Annotated in this window: 23 protein-coding genes and 1 pseudogene; 18 read left to right on the plus strand and 6 right to left on the minus strand. The window is 61.3% G+C overall.

Annotation, left to right across the window (positions count from 1 at the left end):
- The first annotated feature begins 52 nt into the window (after positions 1-52).
- The 15 genes from otsB (at position 53) to LQ953_RS14935 (ending at position 14432) form a co-directional block, all read left to right on the plus strand.
- Positions 53-802 (plus strand): trehalose-phosphatase, encoded by a 750-nt coding sequence (gene otsB, locus LQ953_RS14865; RefSeq protein WP_231031770.1) that lies wholly within the window; start codon positions 53-55, stop codon positions 800-802.
- Complete coding sequence (locus tag LQ953_RS14870; protein ID WP_231031771.1) at positions 799-2595, plus strand: glycoside hydrolase family 15 protein; 1797 nt, start codon at positions 799-801, stop codon at positions 2593-2595. Before otsB ends, LQ953_RS14870 begins: the two co-directional genes overlap by 4 nt.
- Positions 2592-4001, plus strand: a complete 1410-nt coding sequence (locus tag LQ953_RS14875; protein WP_231031772.1) for an alpha,alpha-trehalose-phosphate synthase (UDP-forming) — start codon at positions 2592-2594, stop codon at positions 3999-4001. Before LQ953_RS14870 ends, LQ953_RS14875 begins: the two co-directional genes overlap by 4 nt.
- A gap of 345 nt (positions 4002-4346) precedes the next feature.
- The gene (gene asd, locus LQ953_RS14880; protein ID WP_231031773.1) at positions 4347-5204 is read left to right on the plus strand and encodes an archaetidylserine decarboxylase; all 858 of its coding nucleotides are present in this window, start codon (positions 4347-4349) and stop codon (positions 5202-5204) included.
- 158 nt (positions 5205-5362) lie between these two features.
- Positions 5363-6106: a helix-turn-helix domain-containing protein gene (locus LQ953_RS14885; RefSeq protein ID WP_231031774.1), complete on the plus strand. Its 744-nt coding sequence runs from the start codon at positions 5363-5365 to the stop codon at positions 6104-6106.
- A gap of 113 nt (positions 6107-6219) precedes the next feature.
- Complete coding sequence (locus LQ953_RS14890) at positions 6220-6453, plus strand: hypothetical protein (RefSeq protein ID WP_231031775.1); 234 nt, start codon at positions 6220-6222, stop codon at positions 6451-6453.
- A gap of 311 nt (positions 6454-6764) precedes the next feature.
- The gene (locus tag LQ953_RS14895; protein WP_231031776.1) at positions 6765-8036 is read left to right on the plus strand and encodes an outer membrane protein assembly factor BamB family protein; all 1272 of its coding nucleotides are present in this window, start codon (positions 6765-6767) and stop codon (positions 8034-8036) included.
- Between the two features lie 297 nt (positions 8037-8333).
- Positions 8334-8522: a hypothetical protein gene (locus LQ953_RS14900; RefSeq protein WP_231031777.1), complete on the plus strand. Its 189-nt coding sequence runs from the start codon at positions 8334-8336 to the stop codon at positions 8520-8522.
- Between the two features lie 747 nt (positions 8523-9269).
- On the plus strand, positions 9270-9884 hold the full coding sequence (locus LQ953_RS14905; RefSeq protein ID WP_231031778.1) for a hypothetical protein: 615 nt from the start codon (positions 9270-9272) through the stop codon (positions 9882-9884).
- Positions 9885-10040: 156 nt separating this feature from the next.
- Positions 10041-10361: a hypothetical protein gene (locus LQ953_RS14910; RefSeq protein WP_231031779.1), complete on the plus strand. Its 321-nt coding sequence runs from the start codon at positions 10041-10043 to the stop codon at positions 10359-10361.
- 140 nt (positions 10362-10501) lie between these two features.
- On the plus strand, positions 10502-10966 hold the full coding sequence (locus LQ953_RS14915) for a hypothetical protein (RefSeq protein WP_231031780.1): 465 nt from the start codon (positions 10502-10504) through the stop codon (positions 10964-10966).
- 319 nt (positions 10967-11285) lie between these two features.
- On the plus strand, positions 11286-11702 hold the full coding sequence (locus LQ953_RS14920) for an SOS response-associated peptidase family protein (protein ID WP_330999445.1): 417 nt from the start codon (positions 11286-11288) through the stop codon (positions 11700-11702).
- A 633-nt stretch (positions 11703-12335) separates the two neighbouring features.
- Positions 12336-12566 (plus strand): hypothetical protein, encoded by a 231-nt coding sequence (locus LQ953_RS14925; protein ID WP_231031781.1) that lies wholly within the window; start codon positions 12336-12338, stop codon positions 12564-12566.
- Positions 12567-12648: 82 nt separating this feature from the next.
- Positions 12649-13251 (plus strand): hypothetical protein, encoded by a 603-nt coding sequence (locus LQ953_RS14930; RefSeq protein WP_231031782.1) that lies wholly within the window; start codon positions 12649-12651, stop codon positions 13249-13251.
- A 32-nt stretch (positions 13252-13283) separates the two neighbouring features.
- Complete coding sequence (locus LQ953_RS14935; protein WP_231031783.1) at positions 13284-14432, plus strand: helix-turn-helix domain-containing protein; 1149 nt, start codon at positions 13284-13286, stop codon at positions 14430-14432.
- 24 nt (positions 14433-14456) lie between these two features.
- Here the strand turns inward: LQ953_RS14935 and LQ953_RS14940 are convergent, their stop codons facing one another.
- From LQ953_RS14940 to LQ953_RS16460, 5 genes and pseudogenes are all read right to left on the minus strand, one after another.
- The gene (locus tag LQ953_RS14940; protein WP_231031784.1) at positions 14457-15425 is read right to left on the minus strand and encodes a hypothetical protein; all 969 of its coding nucleotides are present in this window, start codon (positions 15423-15425) and stop codon (positions 14457-14459) included.
- A gap of 39 nt (positions 15426-15464) precedes the next feature.
- Positions 15465-16181 carry a hypothetical protein gene (locus tag LQ953_RS14945; RefSeq protein WP_231031785.1) on the minus strand — a complete coding sequence of 239 codons (717 nt, stop codon included), beginning with the start codon at positions 16179-16181 and terminating at the stop codon, positions 15465-15467.
- Between the two features lie 10 nt (positions 16182-16191).
- Positions 16192-17256 (minus strand): hypothetical protein, encoded by a 1065-nt coding sequence (locus LQ953_RS14950; protein ID WP_231031786.1) that lies wholly within the window; start codon positions 17254-17256, stop codon positions 16192-16194.
- Positions 17257-17306: 50 nt separating this feature from the next.
- On the minus strand, positions 17307-17729 hold the full coding sequence (locus LQ953_RS14955) for a S24 family peptidase (protein ID WP_231031787.1): 423 nt from the start codon (positions 17727-17729) through the stop codon (positions 17307-17309).
- 69 nt (positions 17730-17798) lie between these two features.
- A pseudogene (locus LQ953_RS16460) lies at positions 17799-17966 on the minus strand (helix-turn-helix domain-containing protein); the annotation flags it as partial.
- 82 nt (positions 17967-18048) lie between these two features.
- On the opposite strand from LQ953_RS16460, the gene LQ953_RS14960 reads away from it, so the two are divergent.
- The gene (locus tag LQ953_RS14960) at positions 18049-18381 is read left to right on the plus strand and encodes a transcriptional regulator (protein ID WP_231031788.1); all 333 of its coding nucleotides are present in this window, start codon (positions 18049-18051) and stop codon (positions 18379-18381) included.
- A gap of 136 nt (positions 18382-18517) precedes the next feature.
- Here the strand turns inward: LQ953_RS14960 and LQ953_RS14965 are convergent, their stop codons facing one another.
- Positions 18518-18757: a hypothetical protein gene (locus tag LQ953_RS14965; RefSeq protein ID WP_231031789.1), complete on the minus strand. Its 240-nt coding sequence runs from the start codon at positions 18755-18757 to the stop codon at positions 18518-18520.
- A gap of 273 nt (positions 18758-19030) precedes the next feature.
- Between LQ953_RS14965 and LQ953_RS14970 the strand changes: the two genes are divergently transcribed.
- Both LQ953_RS14970 and LQ953_RS14975 read left to right on the plus strand, forming a co-directional pair.
- Positions 19031-19345: a hypothetical protein gene (locus tag LQ953_RS14970; RefSeq protein WP_231031790.1), complete on the plus strand. Its 315-nt coding sequence runs from the start codon at positions 19031-19033 to the stop codon at positions 19343-19345.
- Positions 19338-19670 (plus strand): ogr/Delta-like zinc finger family protein, encoded by a 333-nt coding sequence (locus LQ953_RS14975; RefSeq protein ID WP_231031791.1) that lies wholly within the window; start codon positions 19338-19340, stop codon positions 19668-19670. Before LQ953_RS14970 ends, LQ953_RS14975 begins: the two co-directional genes overlap by 8 nt.
- Positions 19671-19714: the final 44 nt, after the last annotated feature.

Genomic DNA, 19714 nt, shown 5'->3' on the forward strand with positions numbered 1-19714 from the left:
TTCCACGTCCACAGGGGTTCCCAACCGCCGCCCCGTGCGTCAGGAAGCCGCCATGTCCGCAACCACCCTTCCCCCGCCGCCCGCCGACCTGCTCGATGGCGCCAGCCTGTTCCTCGATTTCGACGGCACGCTGGTCGAACTCGCCGAGCGCCCGGACGCAGTGGCGGTGGACGCGCGCCTCCACACGCTGATGCGCCGCCTGGCCGACCGTCTCGACGGCCGCGTCGCGATCGTCAGCGGGCGCCCTGCCGAACAGATCCACGCGCTGTTCGGCAGCGAAGGCATGACCGTCGTCGGCAGCCATGGTATGGAGTTTCGCTGGCACGACGGCCGCGTCCATGTCGCGGATCGACCCGAGGGGCTGGCCGAGGCACTCTCCGCCATGCACGCGCTCGCCGACCGCACGCCCGGCATGCTGGTCGAAGACAAGCCGCTGGGCGCCGCGCTGCATTTCCGCATGGCGCCGGAGGCCGAAGCACAGGCGCAGGCGCTCGCGGGCGAACTGGCTGCGCGCCACAACCTGCACCTCCAGCCCGGCAAGATGATGGTGGAGGTCCGCGCGGCCGGCGGCGACAAGGGTGCGGCGATCCGGACATTGATGGCGGAACCCGAACTCGCCTCCACGCGTCCCTTGTTCATGGGAGACGATCACACGGACGAGCCCGGCTTCGAAGCCGTCGCGGCTCTGGGTGGCGCCGGCATCCTCATCGGCGCTTCCCGACCGACCAAAGCCACCTATCGTTTGAATGACGTCCAGGCGACGCTTGCCTGGCTTGAAGCTGCCTGTGGGAGTGCTGCATGACGACCAACCTCGACCTTTGGCCGATCGGCAATTGCCAGGTCAGCGCCCTAATCGATCGCGCCGGCCAGTTCGTGTGGGGCTGCGTGCCGCGCGTCGATGGCGACCCGATCTTCTCGGCGCTGGTGGGCGGGCCTGACACGGCGGCAGAGGATGCCAAGGGACTGTGGGCGATCGATCTGGAGGACTGCGTCTCCACAGAGCAGGAATATGTGCGCAACACGCCGATCCTGGTCACGCGGCACACCGATTCTGCTGGAAACAGCATCGAAATCGTCGATTTCTGCCCCTATTTCCGCCGCTCCAACCGCACTTATCGCCCCACGGCTTATGCCCGCATCGTGCGCCCGCTGAGCGGCAGCCCACGCATTCGCGTGCGCCTCCGCCCGTCGTGCGGCTGGGGCGACGCGTGCCACCAGCGGATCGGCGGATCGAACCACATTCGGTATACGATGGAGGCACTTACCATGCGCCTCACCACCACCGCTCCGGTGGGCGTGGTGCATGAGGAACGCCTGTTCCGCCTCGAGCGCCCCCTCCACTTCTTCCTGGGCCCCGACGAAAGCTTCAGTGGAGAGCTCGCAAGCAGCGTCGACGAGATGCTGGCCAACACCACCCACGAATGGCAGGAATGGGTCAGAGGATTGGCCATCCCCCTGGAGTGGCAGGACGTCGTCATCCGCTCGGCGATCAGCCTCAAACTCTGCCAGCACGAGGAAACCGGCGCGATCGTCGCCGCGCTCACCACCTCGATCCCCGAACATGCCGGATCCGAGCGCAACTGGGATTACCGCTACTGCTGGATCCGCGACGCCTATTACACCGTGCAGGCGCTCAATCGTCTTGGCGCCCTCGACGTGCTGGAGGGCTATCTCGTCTACCTCCGCAACATCGTCGACAGTGCCAAGGGCGGTCACATCCAGCCGCTCTACGGCGTGCTCGGCGAAGCGACCTTAGAGGAGGGCTTTGCCGAAAAGCTCGCCGGGTATCGCGGCATGGGGCCGGTACGTGTCGGCAACCAGGCCTATGAACAGATCCAGCACGATGCCTATGGCCAGATCATCCTGTCCAACGTCCAGGCGTTCTTCGATCAGCGCCTGTTCCGGATGTCGGGGATCGAAGACTTCGAAGCGCTGGAGCGTGTCGGCGAGCGCGCCTGGGACAATTACGACCAGCCCGACGCCGGCCTGTGGGAACTGCGCACCCGCCAGAGCGTCCACACCTATTCCTCAGCCATGTGCTGGGCAGCATGCGATCGCCTCGCCAACGCCGCGCATGTGCTCAAGCTCGAAGATCGCCGTGCGTTCTGGCAGGGCCGCGCCGATCACATCCGCGAGCATATCGAACGTGCGGCATGGCGTGAGGACACACGCCGTATGTCAGCCACCTTCTTAGGCGACGATCTCGACGCCAGCCTGATCCAGCTGCTCGATCTCCGCTTCCTCTCGCCCGACGACCAGCGCTTCAAGGACACGCTGACTGCGGTGGAAGCCGGGCTTCGCCGTGGCTCGCATATGCTGCGCTACGACACCGAGGACGATTTCGGGCTGCCGGAGACCGCGTTCAACGTCTGCACCTTCTGGCTGATCGAGGCGCTGCACTTCACCGGCCGCAGCGCCGACGCGCGTGCGCTGTTCGAGGAAATGCTCGCTCGCCGCACCGCCGCCGGGCTGCTCTCCGAAGACATCGATCCCGTCACCTACGAACTCTGGGGCAATTATCCCCAGACCTATTCGCTGGTCGGCATGATCAACTGCGCCGTCCTGCTCAGTAAACCCTGGAGCGCCATCCGTTGAGCCGCCTTATCGTCATTTCCAATCGCGTCAGTGCTCCCACCGGCTCGCATTCCGGCGCGCAGGGCGGCCTCGCCGTCGCGCTCCAATCCGCGCTCGCGGAGATGGGTGGAATCTGGTTCGGCTGGTCGGGCGAACAGACCGATGCGTTTACCGGCCAGGTCAATCTGCACCGCGGCGACGGCTACACCACGGCGACCGTCGACCTGGAAGAACAGGATATCGAGGAATATTATAACGGCTACGCCAACCGCACGTTGTGGCCCCTGTTCCACTACCGCATCGACTTGGCCGAGTATGAGCGCGGGTTCGCCGGGGGCTATCAGCGCGCCAATGAGCGCTTTGCCGAGACCGTCCGCCCGCTGATCGAGGAAGAAGACGCGGTCTGGATCCAGGATTACCACATGATCCCGCTCGGCCAGGAGTTGCGCAACCGCGGCTGCGGCAATCGGATCGGCTTCTTCCTCCACACGCCCTGGCCTCCGCGCCGCCTGCTCGGCACGCTGCCAGAGGCTGCAGAACTGGTCGAGACGATGTTCGCCTATGACCTGATCGGCTTCCACACCGAGGAGTGGCTGCAATCCTTTTGCGATTTCGCCAAGCTCGACATGGGCGCGGAGGTCGAGGAAGGCGGCATCATCCGCTATCGCGGGCGCAGCGTCCGAGTGATCGTCTGCCCGATCGGTATCGACGCCAAGGAATTCCGCACGCTTTCCGACAGCGAAATGGCGAGCGACACCTTCAAGCAGATGGAACTGAGCGCTACCGGACGCTCGATGATCGTCGGCGTGGACCGGCTGGACTATTCCAAGGGGCTCGAAGAGCGGTTCCTCGGTTATGAGCGCTTCCTCCGCGAGCACCCCGAAGAGCGCAAGGAAGTGTTCCTGCTCCAGATCGCCCCGCCCTCGCGCGCGGCGGTGGAAAGCTATCGCCGCATCCGCAATGCGCTGGAAACGCTGTCCGGGAGGATCAATGGCGAGCATGCCGATCTAGACTGGGTGCCGATCCGCTATGTGAACCAGGGCTATCCGCGCGACGTGCTGGCCGGCGTCTATCGCGCCAGCAAGATCGGGCTGGTCACGCCCCTGCGCGACGGCATGAACCTGGTCGCTAAGGAATATGTCGCCGCGCAGGATCCGGAAGACCCGGGCGTGCTGATCCTGTCCCGCTTCGCCGGCGCCGCCGCGCAGATGCAGGAAGCAGTGCTAGTCAATCCGCACAGTGCCGAAGAAATCTCCGACGCGATCCTCCAGGCACTGCGCATGCCTCGCGACGAGCGCATCCGCCGCTGGCGGGCGCTGATGGACGGCATCGAGCGGGAGGATGTGCTGTGGTGGCGCAGATGCTTTACCGACGTGCTGATGTCGATCCCGGTACCAACTCGGGCAGAGAATTCGACGCCGGCATAGCGGACGTTTGTGATCGGCGATGCCGAGTGTGCGTTGCGTGCGGCAGTGAGGGCAAGGACGGGAGCGCTGTCTATTACGCCCGCGCTCGACGTACGGAGACCTGGCACAATGGCCGCGGGCAATGAGATCTCCAGTGGCCGACGGCAGCCGCTTTGCCGGCGGCTTCTGGCACGCAGCGACTTCTACGTGCCTGTTTCGGAAAGAGGCCGCCATCTTCGGACTGCCGCCCTTACTTCCTGACGCCAGACAGCTCGGCATTAACAGCCATATGTCTTTTGCGAATTGTCTGTCCCGTCGTCCGGCTTCGTGTCACTTAGCAGGGTCTATACCTTCCGAGCCTCACGAATGTCCGATCGCCTGAAAATCCTGCTTCATCATCTGCTGCCAAAGAAGCACCTAACGAGCTTCGCCGGACGGGTCGCGCGTGCGGAGCATGGGTGGGTCGCGCCGAAGCTGATCCGCTGGTTCGTGCGCCGATACGGCGTCGACATGCGCGAAGCCGAAAACCCAGATCTGGCCAGCTACACGAGCTTCAACGACTTCTTCACGCGACCACTCAAAGCGGGCGCGCGGCCAATGGCTAAGGCCGATTTCGTTTCTCCAGTGGACGGCGCCATCAGCCAGTTCGGGGACATCGACGACCACCACATCCTGCAAGCCAAGGGACACCGCTTCACCACGACCGAGCTAGTTGCCGGTGACGCTGCGCTGGCCGCGAGGTTTCAACATGGCAGCTTCGCCAACCTGTACCTGTCGCCCAGGGATTATCACCGCCTGCACATGCCGTGCGACGGCACGCTGACGCGCATGATCTACGTGCCCGGCACGCTGTTTTCCGTGAACCCAACCACTGCGCGGGGCGTCCCCAATCTGTTCGCTCGTAACGAACGCGTGGTATGCGTATTCGAGTCACCGCAGCACGGTCCCTTCGTCATGGTGCTGGTCGGCGCCACCATCGTCGGGAGCATGGCCACGGTCTGGCACGGGATCGTTAACCCCAAGCGCACAGGCAAGGTTTCTGAATGGACCTATCCCGACGCGGAGGTCTCGCTGAAGCAGGGCGAGGAGATGGGGCGTTTCCTCCTTGGGTCCACAATCGTGATGCTGTTTCAGCGAGACGCAATCGCCTTCAACCCGAATTGGGCGCCGGAGCGGCCCGTGCGGCTCGGGGAGATGATGGGAACCCGCAGAGTGCTTGGCTGAACAGACCGCGTCCGGTGACGCGGTCTTGCCTGCCCGCTAGGAACCGTTTCAATCAACGATGGTGCCCCGAGAGACGCTCGAACTCCCGACCTTCGGTTTAAAAAGCTCGGTGAAGCAATTGATAGACAATCGAATTTCCCCAAGCCGGGGAAACTTTCGTGGCGCATCGCCAAGCATTTAGCGCAAAATTTCAAACCGGGATCGCGTCGACAAACACGCGCCTCGATGTTGGTCAGCTGAGCGGCCTATTCCGATCAAAGCGGCCCCGCACTGGTCAGCATGTTCGCCGCAACAGCTACCATATCGGTGAGCGGGAGACGCGTGCATGGGTGCAGCACAATACGTTCGGATCAGACGAGCATAATGCTCGCATGTGCGCCGCAGAGAAGTTGGAACGCGAGACGAAGGCCCCCGGCAAGCGCAACGGTGCGCTGGGCTATGTCGCCTTGGATCTTCTGCGCTTTCTGCTGCGACTGAGGAATAGAAGGACCGGCCAGCTCGACCCGAGCTACGCCTATCTGGCCAAGGAATTGAACCGCTCGCGCAGCGCGATCGTTGCGGCGGCTCACAGGCTTAAGCAGCACGGCTTCCTCGATTGGATCCGGCGTACTCAGCTGGTCGAAGATGCGGATAGTGATCAGTACGTCCAGCAGGTCCCGAACGCCTTCCTCCTAACTCTTCCGCGAAAGGCCGTCGAACTGGTCGGACGCATCATGCGCCGGCCGACTGAGCAGCAGCAACGCAAAACCGACGAGGCCGCGCGGAGGCAACGGCTCAACCAGGTGCCGTCTGTAGAAGAGATCACGGCCATCGCCGACCCTGAGCTGCGCGAGCTCAACTTGCGGGCGCTCGCACTTGTAGAGAGTGCAAGTCCTCCGAGCGGTCACAATGACACCCTGTAGAGATAAGGATTAAAGGAGTGCCTTCGGCACGCGCCGATATGAGATCTTCCCCACCACCTGCTGCCCTCAAAGGCACCTGCGACCCTACGAACGACGTCCGGGGCGGATCGGCTGTGGCCGATCCGATGGCTATCCAGTGGGGAAGTGAGCAAGGCCCGTGCCGCTTTCAGCAGCCGGTCGCCTGCGGCAGCGCGGGTGTGGAGAATAGGCATCATCGCTGCATCAAAACGCATCACGAAAGCGCGATCACAATCGCCCGTCCGAGCCAGGACCTGACCCGGTTTCGCTGGCTGTTCTGCATGCATCAAAAGCGCCACGGAAAGATCGCGGGCCAGGCGGGGGATTGAGCGCGTTGCGGAGGGTTACAGGATGACAAGAGCAATCACGACGTCGCCGCGCCGGACCCTCTGCACATTGTTACGCGCAGAATTTGAGACCGCCGTAGAAACGAAGTCCAAGCGGGTGTGAACAGGTAAAATAATCTTGAGAGCATGGCTGGGAAAGCGCAGCTGATCCCAGTACGATAGAACGATCCGGGTCTAATCGTTCTGGGGGGAACATGAAAAACTCAGCGCTGGCGGCGCTCTCCATTTGCCTGTTGGCAGGCGCGTGCGGCGGCGGAAGTTCTGGGGGGGGGAGTTCTGGAGGGGGCGGCATAGTGGTCGTCGTGCCCACGCCGGCCCCGACTCCCACGCCCGAGCCCGTCCCGACGCCGACGCCGACCCCCACACCAACGCCGACGCCGACGCCGACGCCGCTGCCTACACCGGTTCCGATCGCAGCGGACGCGAATTGGTCGACCCTGCAGCGGGACCCCGGACATACGGGTTATGTCCCGGCGAGCTTCTCGACCGCTAGCTTTGCGGACGCGTGGACGATCACGACCGACGGACCGCCCAGCGAAGTCGCGGCCCGGCCGGGCGGCGTCTTCTTCAATGATTTGCATGCGGACAAGCATGTTTACACGCACAGCGTAGCGACTTCGAACGGGTCTGCCCTCTGGGCGTTCGACATCGGCCAGAGCAATTATGCTCCGGGAAGGCGACCGTACGGTCCCGCCTATGCAAATGGTCGCGTCACATCGGCTTCGTACAACCAGACGTCGAACGCGGCGCCCATGCAGGTCATCAACGCTGCGACCGGCGGCTACATCAGCACGCCGACCTACGCCGCACAATTCAGTGACGGCAGTGTGCCGACCATGGTCGGCGACGAGATATTCTTGACCTCAGGCTACTACGGTAACTCCGTTTACAACGCGAATGCCGCGACCGGCGACCGAATCTGGGGCGTGACCAGCACCGGGCAATATGGCGGATACGTCATGCAGGGCGAAAGCGTTGCCGTCGATCAGCACTACGTCTATTTCTACCAGGCGGGTTCTATCGTCGTGCTGAAGCGGGATGGCACCCTGGCCAAGTTCATTCAAAATCCGTTCTTTACTCGGAACTTCATCAGCTATTTCGGCGAGTATGTCGGTGCGCCGATGCTCGACAGTGCCGGCCGCATCTACGTTTTCACGGACAATCGCCAGCGCGGCGACGCACTGCCGATTGCGGCGTTCTCCTTATTCGCCGAGAAGCCGTTGTGGCGTACGGGCTACAGCTATGTCGGCGATCCCTCCGTGCGCGCGGACCGGCTGTACGCCTTGCGCTCGTCGAGCACGATCGTGGACCTGATCGACACGTCAACTGGGCTCGTGGCCGCCTCGATCGACGTTGGAGGGAACAGCAACCTTGCCGGCAACGTGATCGTCTCCGACAGCCACCTGTTCGTGTCGAGTTCCACGACAACCTTTGCGGTCGATCTCACGAGGAGCGACTTCCCCATAGTTTGGAAGACCTCGTTCGGCGGCTCCTTGGCGATCACCCCCGAGGGTTATCTGATCATTTCCACAACTACCGGGCTGCACGCGGTAAAGCTAAAATGACGCTGCGTCGGCCATAGGTCCGCCGGCAATGGCGGCTCGCGCGCCGTGGCTCCGCTATACACCTTTTTTCTCAACCACGAGGCGGGTGGTAGGTTGTATAGGTCAAGGGCCATTGCCCACGATGAGTGGATGCCGCGGCGTTGCCGCTATGCTTGCTCGAAGCAACGCAGCGGTTGAAGCCGTGGCGCTGCATGGCAGAGCGTCGCCAGCGCGAGGCGCCTGGTCTAGCGCTCCGATCTCACCTTCCTGCGCCGCCTGGGCCGCCAGCACGACGCCGTCCCCACCATTAAACAGGGCATGCTGATCTTCAGCCGCAAAGGTGCCGGTGTCACGCCCGCCGGCGGCGCTATACCCTCTCTGACCCTCCGCCGGCGCGAAGGCGACGGTCACCGCTTCCGCATCGAGAAGCGCGAGGAAGCGACCGGCATCGCCGCGAGCTGGCACGACCGCAAAGGCGCCAAGCGCCAGACGGTCTCGGTGGGCTAGAAGGACGGCGCCAAGCGCCTGCGCAAGGTCTACCCGAACGAAGCCGCCGCGCGTGAAGCCGCCCACGCTGCCAAGGCGCGCGCCGCTCGGCAGCCACGTAGCTTGGAGCCAAGCCTCGCGCTTGGGCGCGCAGACCTCTACCCGGAACGGCGCGTCGCGACCTCAGGGTTTCGGCAGGAGATCGCCACGGTGCCGTGGCTGGTCACGGAGGTGTCGCACAACTTGTCGAAAGATCGCGGTTACACCCTGACCTTGAGATTAGAGAGCATCTAGGCGGTGAACTTCTACAGCGGCCGGTTCGCTTCCGCCCCACTTTACGCCGTTCAGGCCGCCCCTGCGGGCGCCCGTAATCGGACGTTCGCGCACGCCCCAGCAGCGGCGGCGAAGGCTGCGACACGCCACCGACCTCTGCGCCTGTGACTGAACTGTGGCGTTCAAGCGGTGTGAGGAATCTCCGTAGCGTGTTAAAGATCGTCCTCGGCAAATGCTTGGAAGCGACTGATGATCGTTCGTGGACTGATGGAGCTCATTCTAGTGATGCCCGCGCCTGCTGTGCAGCTAGAGGCCTATGCGGTCCAGCTTCGCGGAGACGCGCCTTCGGTGAGCCCCGACCAAGCGAAGGCAATGAGTCCCCAGGAATTAGGTGATTTGTTGCTCGCACGGGGGCACCCTGCGGTCTTAGAGGCTAGGATTGGCCCTGAAGGGATGGAGGCGCCACCGGCACCTGGCCGTCCCATAGCTACTCGCGTGAAGCTATACTTGGAGCCCAAACCAAGTGCGATGAACGGCTTCTGTGAACGCACCGTGGCGACCATCTATCTTAATGCTGTTGATCTCTCATCAGACGGCAGTATCCCAGCGTCTCGCCCAAAGACGCTTTCAACTGAACGAGCGTACCAGTGGATTGGCGCAGGGCGCTCTGCTTCACGGTGTAAACAATCGAAGAACCAGTACTTCATTCCGCAACCAGGGGATGATAAGCGGGCGCTTGAGGTCGTCAGCCTGCTGGCCTCGGCGAGCGAAGCAGCGAGCCAGGGAAAAAGCCCTCCGTTTCCTGTGTCGCTCGAGGATAGGATGGGGGCCGAGGTGCTGGCCTTTCAACGCACTCACCCCGAGATGCTGTCGCCGAAAACGAAAATCGAGATTATCACGGACGAGAAGAGGGCGTTAGCATCGCTTCCGCTCGATGAGATCTCGTTTGTAGGAGCTGCCTCGACTGCCGATCCCAACATCGTTCACTCGGTCGATCCGCAACAAGCGATCACGGTCTTTGTTGGTGGGGTTTGGGTGGTTGGCCTTGAATTGCAACGTGGGCGATTGAATCAGATGCGCCTGCTCCGACAGATACCAGCACCTTTTTAATTACTTAGCGTGGCGGCAATGCCGGACACTCACCCAGAACCGATGTGCGGCTTCCCACCCAATCTCGGCCGTTCTTGGTCGAGGACCGGACCTTCGAAGCGGCCTGTCCGCTTCCGCCCACTTGCGGACATCCAGTGGCGGAAGCACACTCTCGTCATGACGCCGTATGCCGAAGTTGATCCAGTTATCGAAGCTTGGGCGCAAGTGACGGTCAAAGAGCTGTTCACCGAGTGGGCCGATCGCCCCGCGAGATCCGCTTACCTCTCCGGGCTCCGTCCCTTGGAGTGTTTCCAAATCTCGATCGGCCCGCCTGTTGCTGGCCATATCGCTGTTTGGCCTCGTTCCGTCGATACTGACGACGACAGCGAGTTCGAGCAGCGATGGGAAGACACAACCGAGGCCCATTCCGCTCTTCTCGCCGCGGATACGGCTTCGGGGCAATTGTGGGCGAGCCGAAAAACGGCGGATGTCAGCTAACGCCCCGCGTCGCCCATTCAGGATGCGTGCTCCGGCACCCGGAAGCAGTCATGCGTTAAGTTTGTGGTTGCAGATCGGGTCTTATCAGCGGAGGTGTCTCAGCGGCTCTCCATCGCAGCTTTTGTATTTAGGAGCGAACGATGCGCAACATCATGCTCGGCAGCCAGGTGAGCATTAGACTGCGCTTACTCACTGTCGGCTACGCAGCAACGATTATCGCTTCTCCTGTTTTTTCTCAGGGACAGGATCGTGGAAGCCGCTCGCGACTGGCGCCGGCACCTCCCATCAAGCTTGTCGAGCATGCTCCTGATGCGATCGACTCTTTCTATCTGCCTCAGGCGCCAGCCGCGAGAGTTGACGTCTTGTCGAAAGAAATAAAAGACGGAATTGCTACTGGCCTTTTTCGTGCGTCGATTAACAACAAGCAGGTTTTCGAACGCATCGAAGTTCGTTGCAAGCAAAAGGAGATGCGCTGGGTCGGCGACGGGCTCAGCGTGGATGAGGCAATGCGCTATCGAGACGACATGATTTTTAGCGGTGGCATGCAGTGGGATATCAAATATCCTTATTTACAGTACTTGTGTGGTGAGATCATCCGACCATAGCTTCTCGGGGTAGAGTGGCTGACCGGAACATCCGCTATTCTGCCTAAACGCTCGAAAGCAACCCGTCTGCAATCCCCCCATCAGCGGACGTTGCCGGGATCAGCGGAGCGACACTTTCCCGCCGATCATGCATTGATCCGCCATGTGCAACGAGCATTGCAGCCACGTCGACATCGACCAACTCAGCTATGAGTTTTCCCAGGTCGGCGTCCTCCTGCGCTTTCCCTAAGGTCTGCCAAACCTCCCGCCTAGTGACAGCATCAAGATCACTGATCGCCACGCGATCGTCCGCCAGGGCGCGCAAGGCGCAGAGCTTGTCATGCGCCGCTGGAGCTGCCCCGGCCCAACCGGCAAGCCCGTCTACAACTTTCGGTCTGAGGGCCGCACCTTCGACAGCGGGCGCGTGCTGATCGTCGCCGATGGCTTCTACGAGTTCACCGATCCGCCGCCGGTCGAGGGCGCGCCCAAGAAGCGGCCCAAGAGCAAGTGGCTCTTCACCATGCCCGATCGGCCCTTCTTCTGCATCGCGGGGCTGCTGCGGAACGACGCGACGGTTGGCGAAGCATACACCATGCTCACCACTTCACCCGGGCCGGACATCGCGCCCTATCACGACCGGCAGATCGTCGTGCTCGGGCGTGCCGATTGGGCGAAGTGGCTCAATCCTGCCGTGCCTGCCGGCGACATATTGCGACCCGCGCCTGCCGGCACGCTGAAGGTGACGCAGGTTCGCTGATCGACAGAGCATCTCGCGCTTCTGGACCTGTCAGTTCTACCGCGCCATAAACCTGACCAAGCCAAAGCTGGCCGGGAGAAAGACGCTGCGACGCCTGTTCCAACGAGGGAAGCACGTTTTAGCTGACGACATCGGCGACGAGCGCACCGCTGAAGTTTCCGCCGACCTGCCATACGAGTTACAGTCCAAGCTGCTGGATCAGCTTACGACGGTGAGCGTGGCGGGCGCAGGGTTGGCGATCACCCTCATCGGGAGTCTGCTTCAAAACGCTCCCCGATCGGTGTGGATCTCGGTCGTATTTTTCGGCCTGGCCGCGCTGACCGCCGTTGGCGGCAATGTCCGTCTCATCGACGGCATCTTTCGGCGCAGGCCAGTGTTGCGCCGCAGCCGGTTGGACATTCAGCTCACAATGCTCATGCTTGGCGCTGCTGCTGGGTTTCTCAGCATGGAAGTCTATTCCGCGTCTAAGGGAGCTGGCAAACCCGCCCAGGCAGGGAGGAAGGCAAGTGCGTCGCCTCCAGCAGCCGGGCATCCCCGCCCCTGACGTTCTCGCCTAGAACGATCGTTTCGCCACTGGCAAATCCCCCGCCGTTCTGCTTGCGTTCTCATATGAGTCGGCGTGAGAAGCGGAAGGTGGAATTGGCGTTGGCGATCCTGCGGCGCAGCTTTGAGGGTGACCGGTTCACGCGCCCCGATCGCGGGCCGGCGCTTCAGCTCGCCCTGCGGGTGCTGCTGCCCTACACCGGACGGCACCTGTTGATCACCTTCTGGAATGCCTCTGACAATGAGAACACGCTTCAGCGAATCAACAATCTGAAGAAGGTTTACGCTGTGATCGAGGGGGTGGCGGCGAAGCACCGCTAGGAACTCCGGTTTACAAATCCTATGCCGGTTGACAAATACTGCGATTTGCACATGATGCAGCTGCAACAGGGGGCTACCGGCTGTGACGAAGAAGTATCCGTGGGACATCCATTCTGACCTCACTGAAGAACGACTGGTGAAGGTCGCCGGTCTGATCCGGCGCGGACGCGAAGATGCTCTTGATCGGCACAACGAGGATATCGGCGACGACAACTGGTTGCTCGGGTGCAGCGCCTACCGGTTCGGCTGCTTCCGGATCGATCAGGCTGCTGAAACCGAAGCGTACCCGTGGCTGGTGGTGCTCAACCCCTCGCTCGAGTTCGTCTTCCAGATCGGCGCCTACCCCGTCCGCTTCTTCCGGGACGACGCAGATGAGCCGAGTATGCGCGGCCGCGCGCGTGCTCACGCCGAATTGGATCAGATGCACCTCGCCCTGCCCACCTCGGAGGATACGGCACTGACCTGCCGCTTCGTGGTCAACACCGATGGAGCGGGCTCTGTGCTCGCAATCAAGTTCGTCGCATTCGAAGGGGAAATGCCGGTCATGGTTTGGGACGTGCCGCTCGGTGCCGAACCGGTATATCTGCCAATCGCAGCCGAGGCCCCCTCGGAAGGCGTCGACCTGCCGGCACCCGCAGTCCGCTTGCCAAGCGAAGAAAAAGAGCGGAAGGGCGGCGCTGCCTGAGGCGGCGCTTCAGCACGAACGATACAGGATAGATGATGTGGCCTGACGACGGCTTTGCCGGCGAGCAGCTGCGACTCGCGCGGCTCGCGCATGGATTGTCGCTTGATGAGCTTGGTCAGCAGGTGGCTGTCAGCCGCCAGTATCTGCACCAGCTGGAGGTCGGCACGAAGCCGCCAACGCAGGAGATGAAGGCTGCGCTCGCGGATGCACTCGGCGTCACGACGCGCTTCTTCGCGCCCAGCACGCGGGCTGCCGTGCATGCCGAACAGTGCCACTTCCGCAAACAGGCGACGACGCCCGTTTCGGTGACCAGTCAGGTTCTCGCTCGTGGCACCCTGCTCGATCGCTTCATCGCGCGCCTTGATGCCGCCCTTGAGCTTCCACCGGTCGACTTTCCGCAAATTGCGGTGTCATCGGCCGAGGACATCGAGGCGGCTGCGGAAGCCTGCCGCCGCCATTGGGGCCTTGGCCTCACTGGCCCGATTACGAACATGACGCGAGTGGTTGAAAACGCAGGCGCGGTGGTCATCTGCTTCAGCGGCATCTCTGATCGCGTCGATGCGCTCTCGATGGATCGGCCGCGTCCGCTGATCATCCGCAGCGAGGCCAAGCCAGCCGCCTGTCGTCTGCGGTTCGACATCGCGCACGAGTGCGCGCACCTGGTGATGCACCGTGGTATTCAGACCGGCGATCGAGAGACGGAAGGTCAAGCGCATCGTTTCGCCAGCGCTTTCCTCCTGCCCCGGGGCGTTTTCGCACGCGAATTCCCGCAGGGGCGCTATCTCAATTGGGCCGCAATCTTCAATCTCAAGTTGCGCTGGAAAGTGTCGGCGCGCGCAATCATCCGCCGGGCTTATGATCTCGGGCTGATCACCGCCGATCGCTATCGGTCAGGCAACATCCACTTGAACCGCAACGGGCAGGCGAAGGTCGAGCTGCACGACGACGTCATCGAACCCGAGACTCCTGAAGTGCTCACAAGCGCCTTCGCCGCTCTAACGAGTGATCGTCGCGATGCATTGCGAGAATTGGCTGTAAGCGTTGATCTGGGCGACGCCATGTTCGAACGGCTGCTCGGCCAGCGCCTGCCGGCCGTTACACTAACGTCCTACCCAGAAAATGTCGTACCGCTTTTCAGATCCACAAGTTCAAGCAACCGAGACGCCGGTGGCAACCTGTAGAACGAGCTCATACCGGAGCTGAAGCTACTTTTTAAAAGCTGCGAGCCCTTCAAGTATCTTTGCAATACCTGCCAAATCATCGCCCTGAAGCTTGCGCGCCTCTAAGTACTCAGTCGTGTGCCCCGATGTGATCGGTTTTGTCATGCTGGAGAAGGCACCAGTACGAATCGCCTGCACGAGATCGGCGCCATCATCAGATGACCTGATTACAGCATACGCAAATTCCATTTCCTCACGTGCGCGCTGTATCTCTTCATAATATTTAAATTCATCCATCGCGGCCCGATATTGCTTCAAAAAAAAGAAAGCAATGAACTCCACGAAAAAGAGAATGCCGAACCTTGGAGCAAGCTGAGCCAGAATCTCAGTAGGTGTAAGATCCTTCAAAGAAAGCGTTGAGGCCTGAACATAGAAGAATAGCAGCCCAAATCCTGCTATTGCAGCACCTATAAACAGATACAGCGCGGACCTCTTAAACATTTTCTCCGCAACAAGCCTCGAAGAGGTGCTATTCATCCGCAGAATATGCTCAGACCCTCTGGAACTCGCGCCTACAGCAGCGTGATCGACTGTGTTCCCGTGAGCCGAAGCCGATGAGGAGCCAATCGCGACCCCGATAGATACTCCAGAACTCGGTAGCACTTCGCCAGTAATGGAAGGATCATCCTTGCCTAGATATTCATGGCGCTCGTGCTCAGACATGCGCTTCATGCGCAACGATTCTAGCGGTAGCGCTCCAAACGCTAAGTCAAATATGATCGGCAAAATTCCCACACAGAAGGCCACAAGCACCTCTGTGTAGCTGTCAGCAAACGTTAACAGAGGATCCTTGTGAAATTCCCAGGTGTTCATCCTTATGATAACGCCGCCGAGCGCGATGAGCGTTGCGACACTCCAAACGAGGTATTCATAAGCTCGTGCACGTTGACGCTTACTGCGACGCGCGTTCAACCCCACCTTGAAGCTGCTTACAAGCAGTGAAATCGGATCCATGACTTTTCGCAAAACCTTCTACCTGAGATCCATTGCGGATCAGCTAACCACCCGTTCTGGCGCACGTAGCGTCGAGCCATCCGCATAGACGATCTGCTCAGGCTCGAACCGAAACCGCTTGGCTTTGTCGAGTTGCATAATCTTCTTATGTTCGTCCATGAACTCATTGATTTCCATGCTCAGTTCGATGGTCTTGCGCTCACCTGGAGCGACGGCATCCTCGGATTGCATCGGCACGCGGATGTATTCGTCTCCGAACGTGTCGATGAAAACTGCCTCCCCCTTAAGCGCCTTGATCGGCTTCGAGCCGCTGTTAGCGACCGCAAAAGTCAGCAGTTCGTTGCTATCGAAACGGCCCGCCTGCGGTGAGCTGGGTAAGAACTTAGCGTCGATGAAGGCCACCGTCACGGCCTTGGAAATCTGCTCGGCGACGGCCTTTCGCTTCTGCTCGACGTCAGCCTTCAACTCTTCCACCATGCGCTGATCCTCCGACATTCCGTCGACCCACTTGCGCTGCGCCTCGAGTGCCTCGCCTACGGTCTTCGCCCCATCAGCCAGCTGCTGATTGCCGAATGCCTTCGCCATTTCACGACGCATCAAATAGCCGGCCAGCAGCTTTTTATCGTCTTCGTTCAGCTTCTTCCCGATCTCGGCCAGCGCTTGCTGATTGCCGGAAGCTGGCAGCTGTTCTTTCTTGACCGAATTGCAGCCGGCTAGTGCCAATGCGGCAGCTGCGATTATCCACCCCTTGTTCATTCCCCCTCCGTTATCTCAAGCTTAGCTGCAGATTATGATGATCGAAAAACTCTCGGCACGATCCATCATCGACCATAATGCGAGAACTATGGTGAGCAAGAAGCCTCATCTGCTCTTCGACCATTTCTCGGTTCGCTGATGATGTCTTGTACGCTGTGCTCATTACTCTCGTCGCCCGCCGGTATTCGTAGGACGGCCTGATAAGCTCCAGGTTTTGATCTAGATAGCCGAAACCTAGGATGATTATTGTTCCAGCTTCTCCAACCGCCGCTTTGACAAGACCTGACACCTCGCTTTCCACGCTTTCGGTGAAGGTGCGCAGTCTTTCTCCGACACGGAACGGATTCAGCCGGTCCGACCCACCGAAAGGAACCACATCCTCGCTCTGAGGCGCCTGCCAGGGCAGAGGACCAAGTGATCCGTAGGGATGTATGAACTGAACGCAGGAGAGAGCGTCAGCTGCCGCGTCCGCGCTCACGTCGAAATAGTCCTGCATTGCGAGCCAAAGAAACTGCTCCACGCAGCGATCATAATTGAATATCACGAATCTCAAATCGCGAAATGCTCCGACGAGGTCCGCACGATGAACCTGTGACATCATCAATTGAGAAAACGGAGCATACCAGGTATCAAAAAGTTCTGGGTTACCAAGACCTGCCGCGATGGGGCGTGGATCATCATCAACCCAGTGATATGGAGGATGATGGATTAACTTTGATCCTTTTTCCGCTCTCAGAATACACGCTGCGATCGCCGTCTTCCCTAGACGCTCAACGTGTACGTCACCCTGATGTGCATGCAAAAAGTTGTCGATGGAGAGAGCGAGCGGCAGCCCTTTCGCGATCTTTCTCGCCGCTCCCTGCAAGGACCGCACTTGCGAGACATCGCCCAGCGATTGAAGCTTATAAGCGCTCTGCAGATGTGGAAGTAGCGCAGGACTTTCGAAACCATAGGCGTTTGCATCAGTCGTGCGCAGCAGTGAGGCTATTTGCTCTTTTAACTCATTACCCGACGGCAGCCCCAGCTCGCAAGATGCCCCTGCGCCGATGACGAAGGTAGTTGGCTGCTTGAACATGTGCTTGCCCCTCCACGCGTGAACCGCCGTCTTCTCGAGCCGTTGTGAGGCTACATCTTCCGCAGGTTGCCGCAAACGCGGCCGATGATGCGCAGCTCGTCCATGTGGAAGGTTTCGTCGGTCACTTGGGCGTTGTCGGACATGACCTTCACCATGCCGCCGCCCATTGAACGCAGACGGTTGAGGCCGCCGAGGTCGCCATAGCCGCAGGCCCAGATTTCGTCCTGGACCGTCATGCGGGTTTGGCCGGTGTCGATTAGCACCAGGTCGCCATCTAGGATCGTCGGGTACATCGAATCGCCGCGGCCGCGCGCGAAGCGCAGGAGGTGCGCCGGCGACTTGGTGAAATGCTCCATCCAGTCGCGCGGCACGTAGCGGCGGATCGTCTCGTGCTGATCGTGGAGCACCGTTGAGCCCATTCCGAACTCAAGCGTGATCTCCTCCACGGGCACGAGATCAAGCTGCTCGGCCATGTCCGCGGTCGTCAGCAACGGACCAGAGCGTGGCGTTGGATCTGGCGTCTGCCCAGCTAGATACTCAGCCGTAGTGCCAAGCGCATGCGCGATCTTAGGAAGATATGCTGAACTGCGAGAGTCACCTCGCACGAGCGCGTTTATCGTGCTCTGCCCTAAACCCACGCGTCGGGCGAGCTCGGCTTGCGACAGCCTTGCGGCTGCCAAGCGTTCCCCTATTCGTTCTCCGACGGTCATACAGTTTCGTCTAACGGAATGCCGTTAATAGCCACCGCGTTTTTCCGCTTGCTCACCTAACGCCTCCCGTTAGGCAAATGGCATGCCGATTCACTCCAGGCCCGAGACGCCGCTGGCTCGCGCCGTTCGCGCGATGGGCTCGCAATCAAGCTTTGGCCGTCTGATCGGTCGACGGCAGTCGACTGTGTTCGGCTGGCTGAAAGATGCCAAACTACTTCCGGCAGAGCATGTGCTCCTCGTTGAGCGGGCCACCGGCGTCTCCCGTCACGATCTCCGGCCCGACATCTACCCTCTCGACACCACCGTCACTGGTTCCCTGCCCCTCTCCCATAATGGTGGTGACGTAGCGAACGGCGCTCCGATGGTCGCGTTCAATCGGGGCGCCGTTTTGCCCTTCGAGGTCGGCAATGACTGACCGCCTCACCCAATACCCCGCGGGTCGCAACGCGGGCGCGGGCGCTTCGATCGTCCCTAGCGGTCGAAGCGCCCGCCATTCAGTCGGGCGGCTACTTTGCCATGCCGCGCTTCTTCGACAAGGTATCGACCGAAGCTCAAGCGGATATCGCGGTCGACTTTGCCCCCTTAGCGAAGGCGAGCAGCTCCTCGGGATCGAACTCGAGCCGTTCCACTTTGATGCCCTGCGCTTCGAAGGCTTTGAGTTGGGGGTCGGCGGCAGCTTTGTACGCCTCGGCGCTGGGCAGGAGCGTGCCGCCGCAGACCTCGTTGAATCTCGCATAGTTCTTCTCGTCGGGCCAAAGCACATGGATGCTGTCGGGAGCAGTCTGCGGCATGGATACCTCTTCTCAGTCGAAGGATCGGAACTCCCGACTGTAGCCGGAGGGGGAGCGGCGGCAAGCTGCTCCCCGGAAGGCCGCGCGTCGTGACCTTGCTCCGCGCGCCCTGCACCATCCCCAACGCGATCACCCGCATCGCCGGCCAGATCGGCTGGGCCGAGGTGTCGCGCATCGCGCGCCGCCGTGAGCGCACCGTGCGCTATTGGGCCGCGCCCAAGCCCAAGGGCGCGCCCACCGTCGATCAGGCTGTCGCCCTGGACGCCGCCTTCGTTGCCGGGGGGCGGCCAGGGGCACCCGCTGCTCGAAACCTATGCGCAGCTGCTCGATGTGCAGATCACCGATCAACTCGCCTGTCAGCGTGCCCTTGCCGACGATCTCGCCCGCGTCCTGCGCGAATGTGGGGAAGCCGCCGGCGCAACCATCGTCGTCACACAACCCGGCGCCAGCCCGCGCGACATTCACCGCGCGCTCGCCGAGACAGAGGAAGTGCACAGCGCCACCGGCGCGATGTTGCGGCGCCTCAAAAGTTTCCTGCCGTTCGGCGCGGGGCCGAACGCAGCGAAAGCCGGGGGAGCCCATGTCTAAGATTACCCGTCACCGCCTGCCCACCGTCCACTGCCCGCATTGCCGCGCGCGTTCGATGGTCCGCACAAGCGAGGAACTGACCAACACGGTGCGCGAGATCCGCTACACCTGCTCGAACGAAGAGTGCAATTTCAGCTTCGTCGCGCAGCTGTCGATCGTGCGGACCATCCGACCCAGCCCCAAGCCCAATCCCGACGTGCACCTGCCGATCTCCAATTCCGAACGCTGCGGCCCCAAGCCGCGCCACGCCAACGACGATGTGCCCACACCGGCGAACGACGTGGAGGTCACGCCGCCCGCGGCCGAAATCACCATGAGCGGCTAACCGCCGCGGGCGGCGTGACCTCCACGTCGTTCGCCGGTGTGGGC

This window comes from Sphingomonas sp. IC-56, from assembly GCF_021043375.1.
Classification (GTDB): domain Bacteria; phylum Pseudomonadota; class Alphaproteobacteria; order Sphingomonadales; family Sphingomonadaceae; genus Sphingomonas.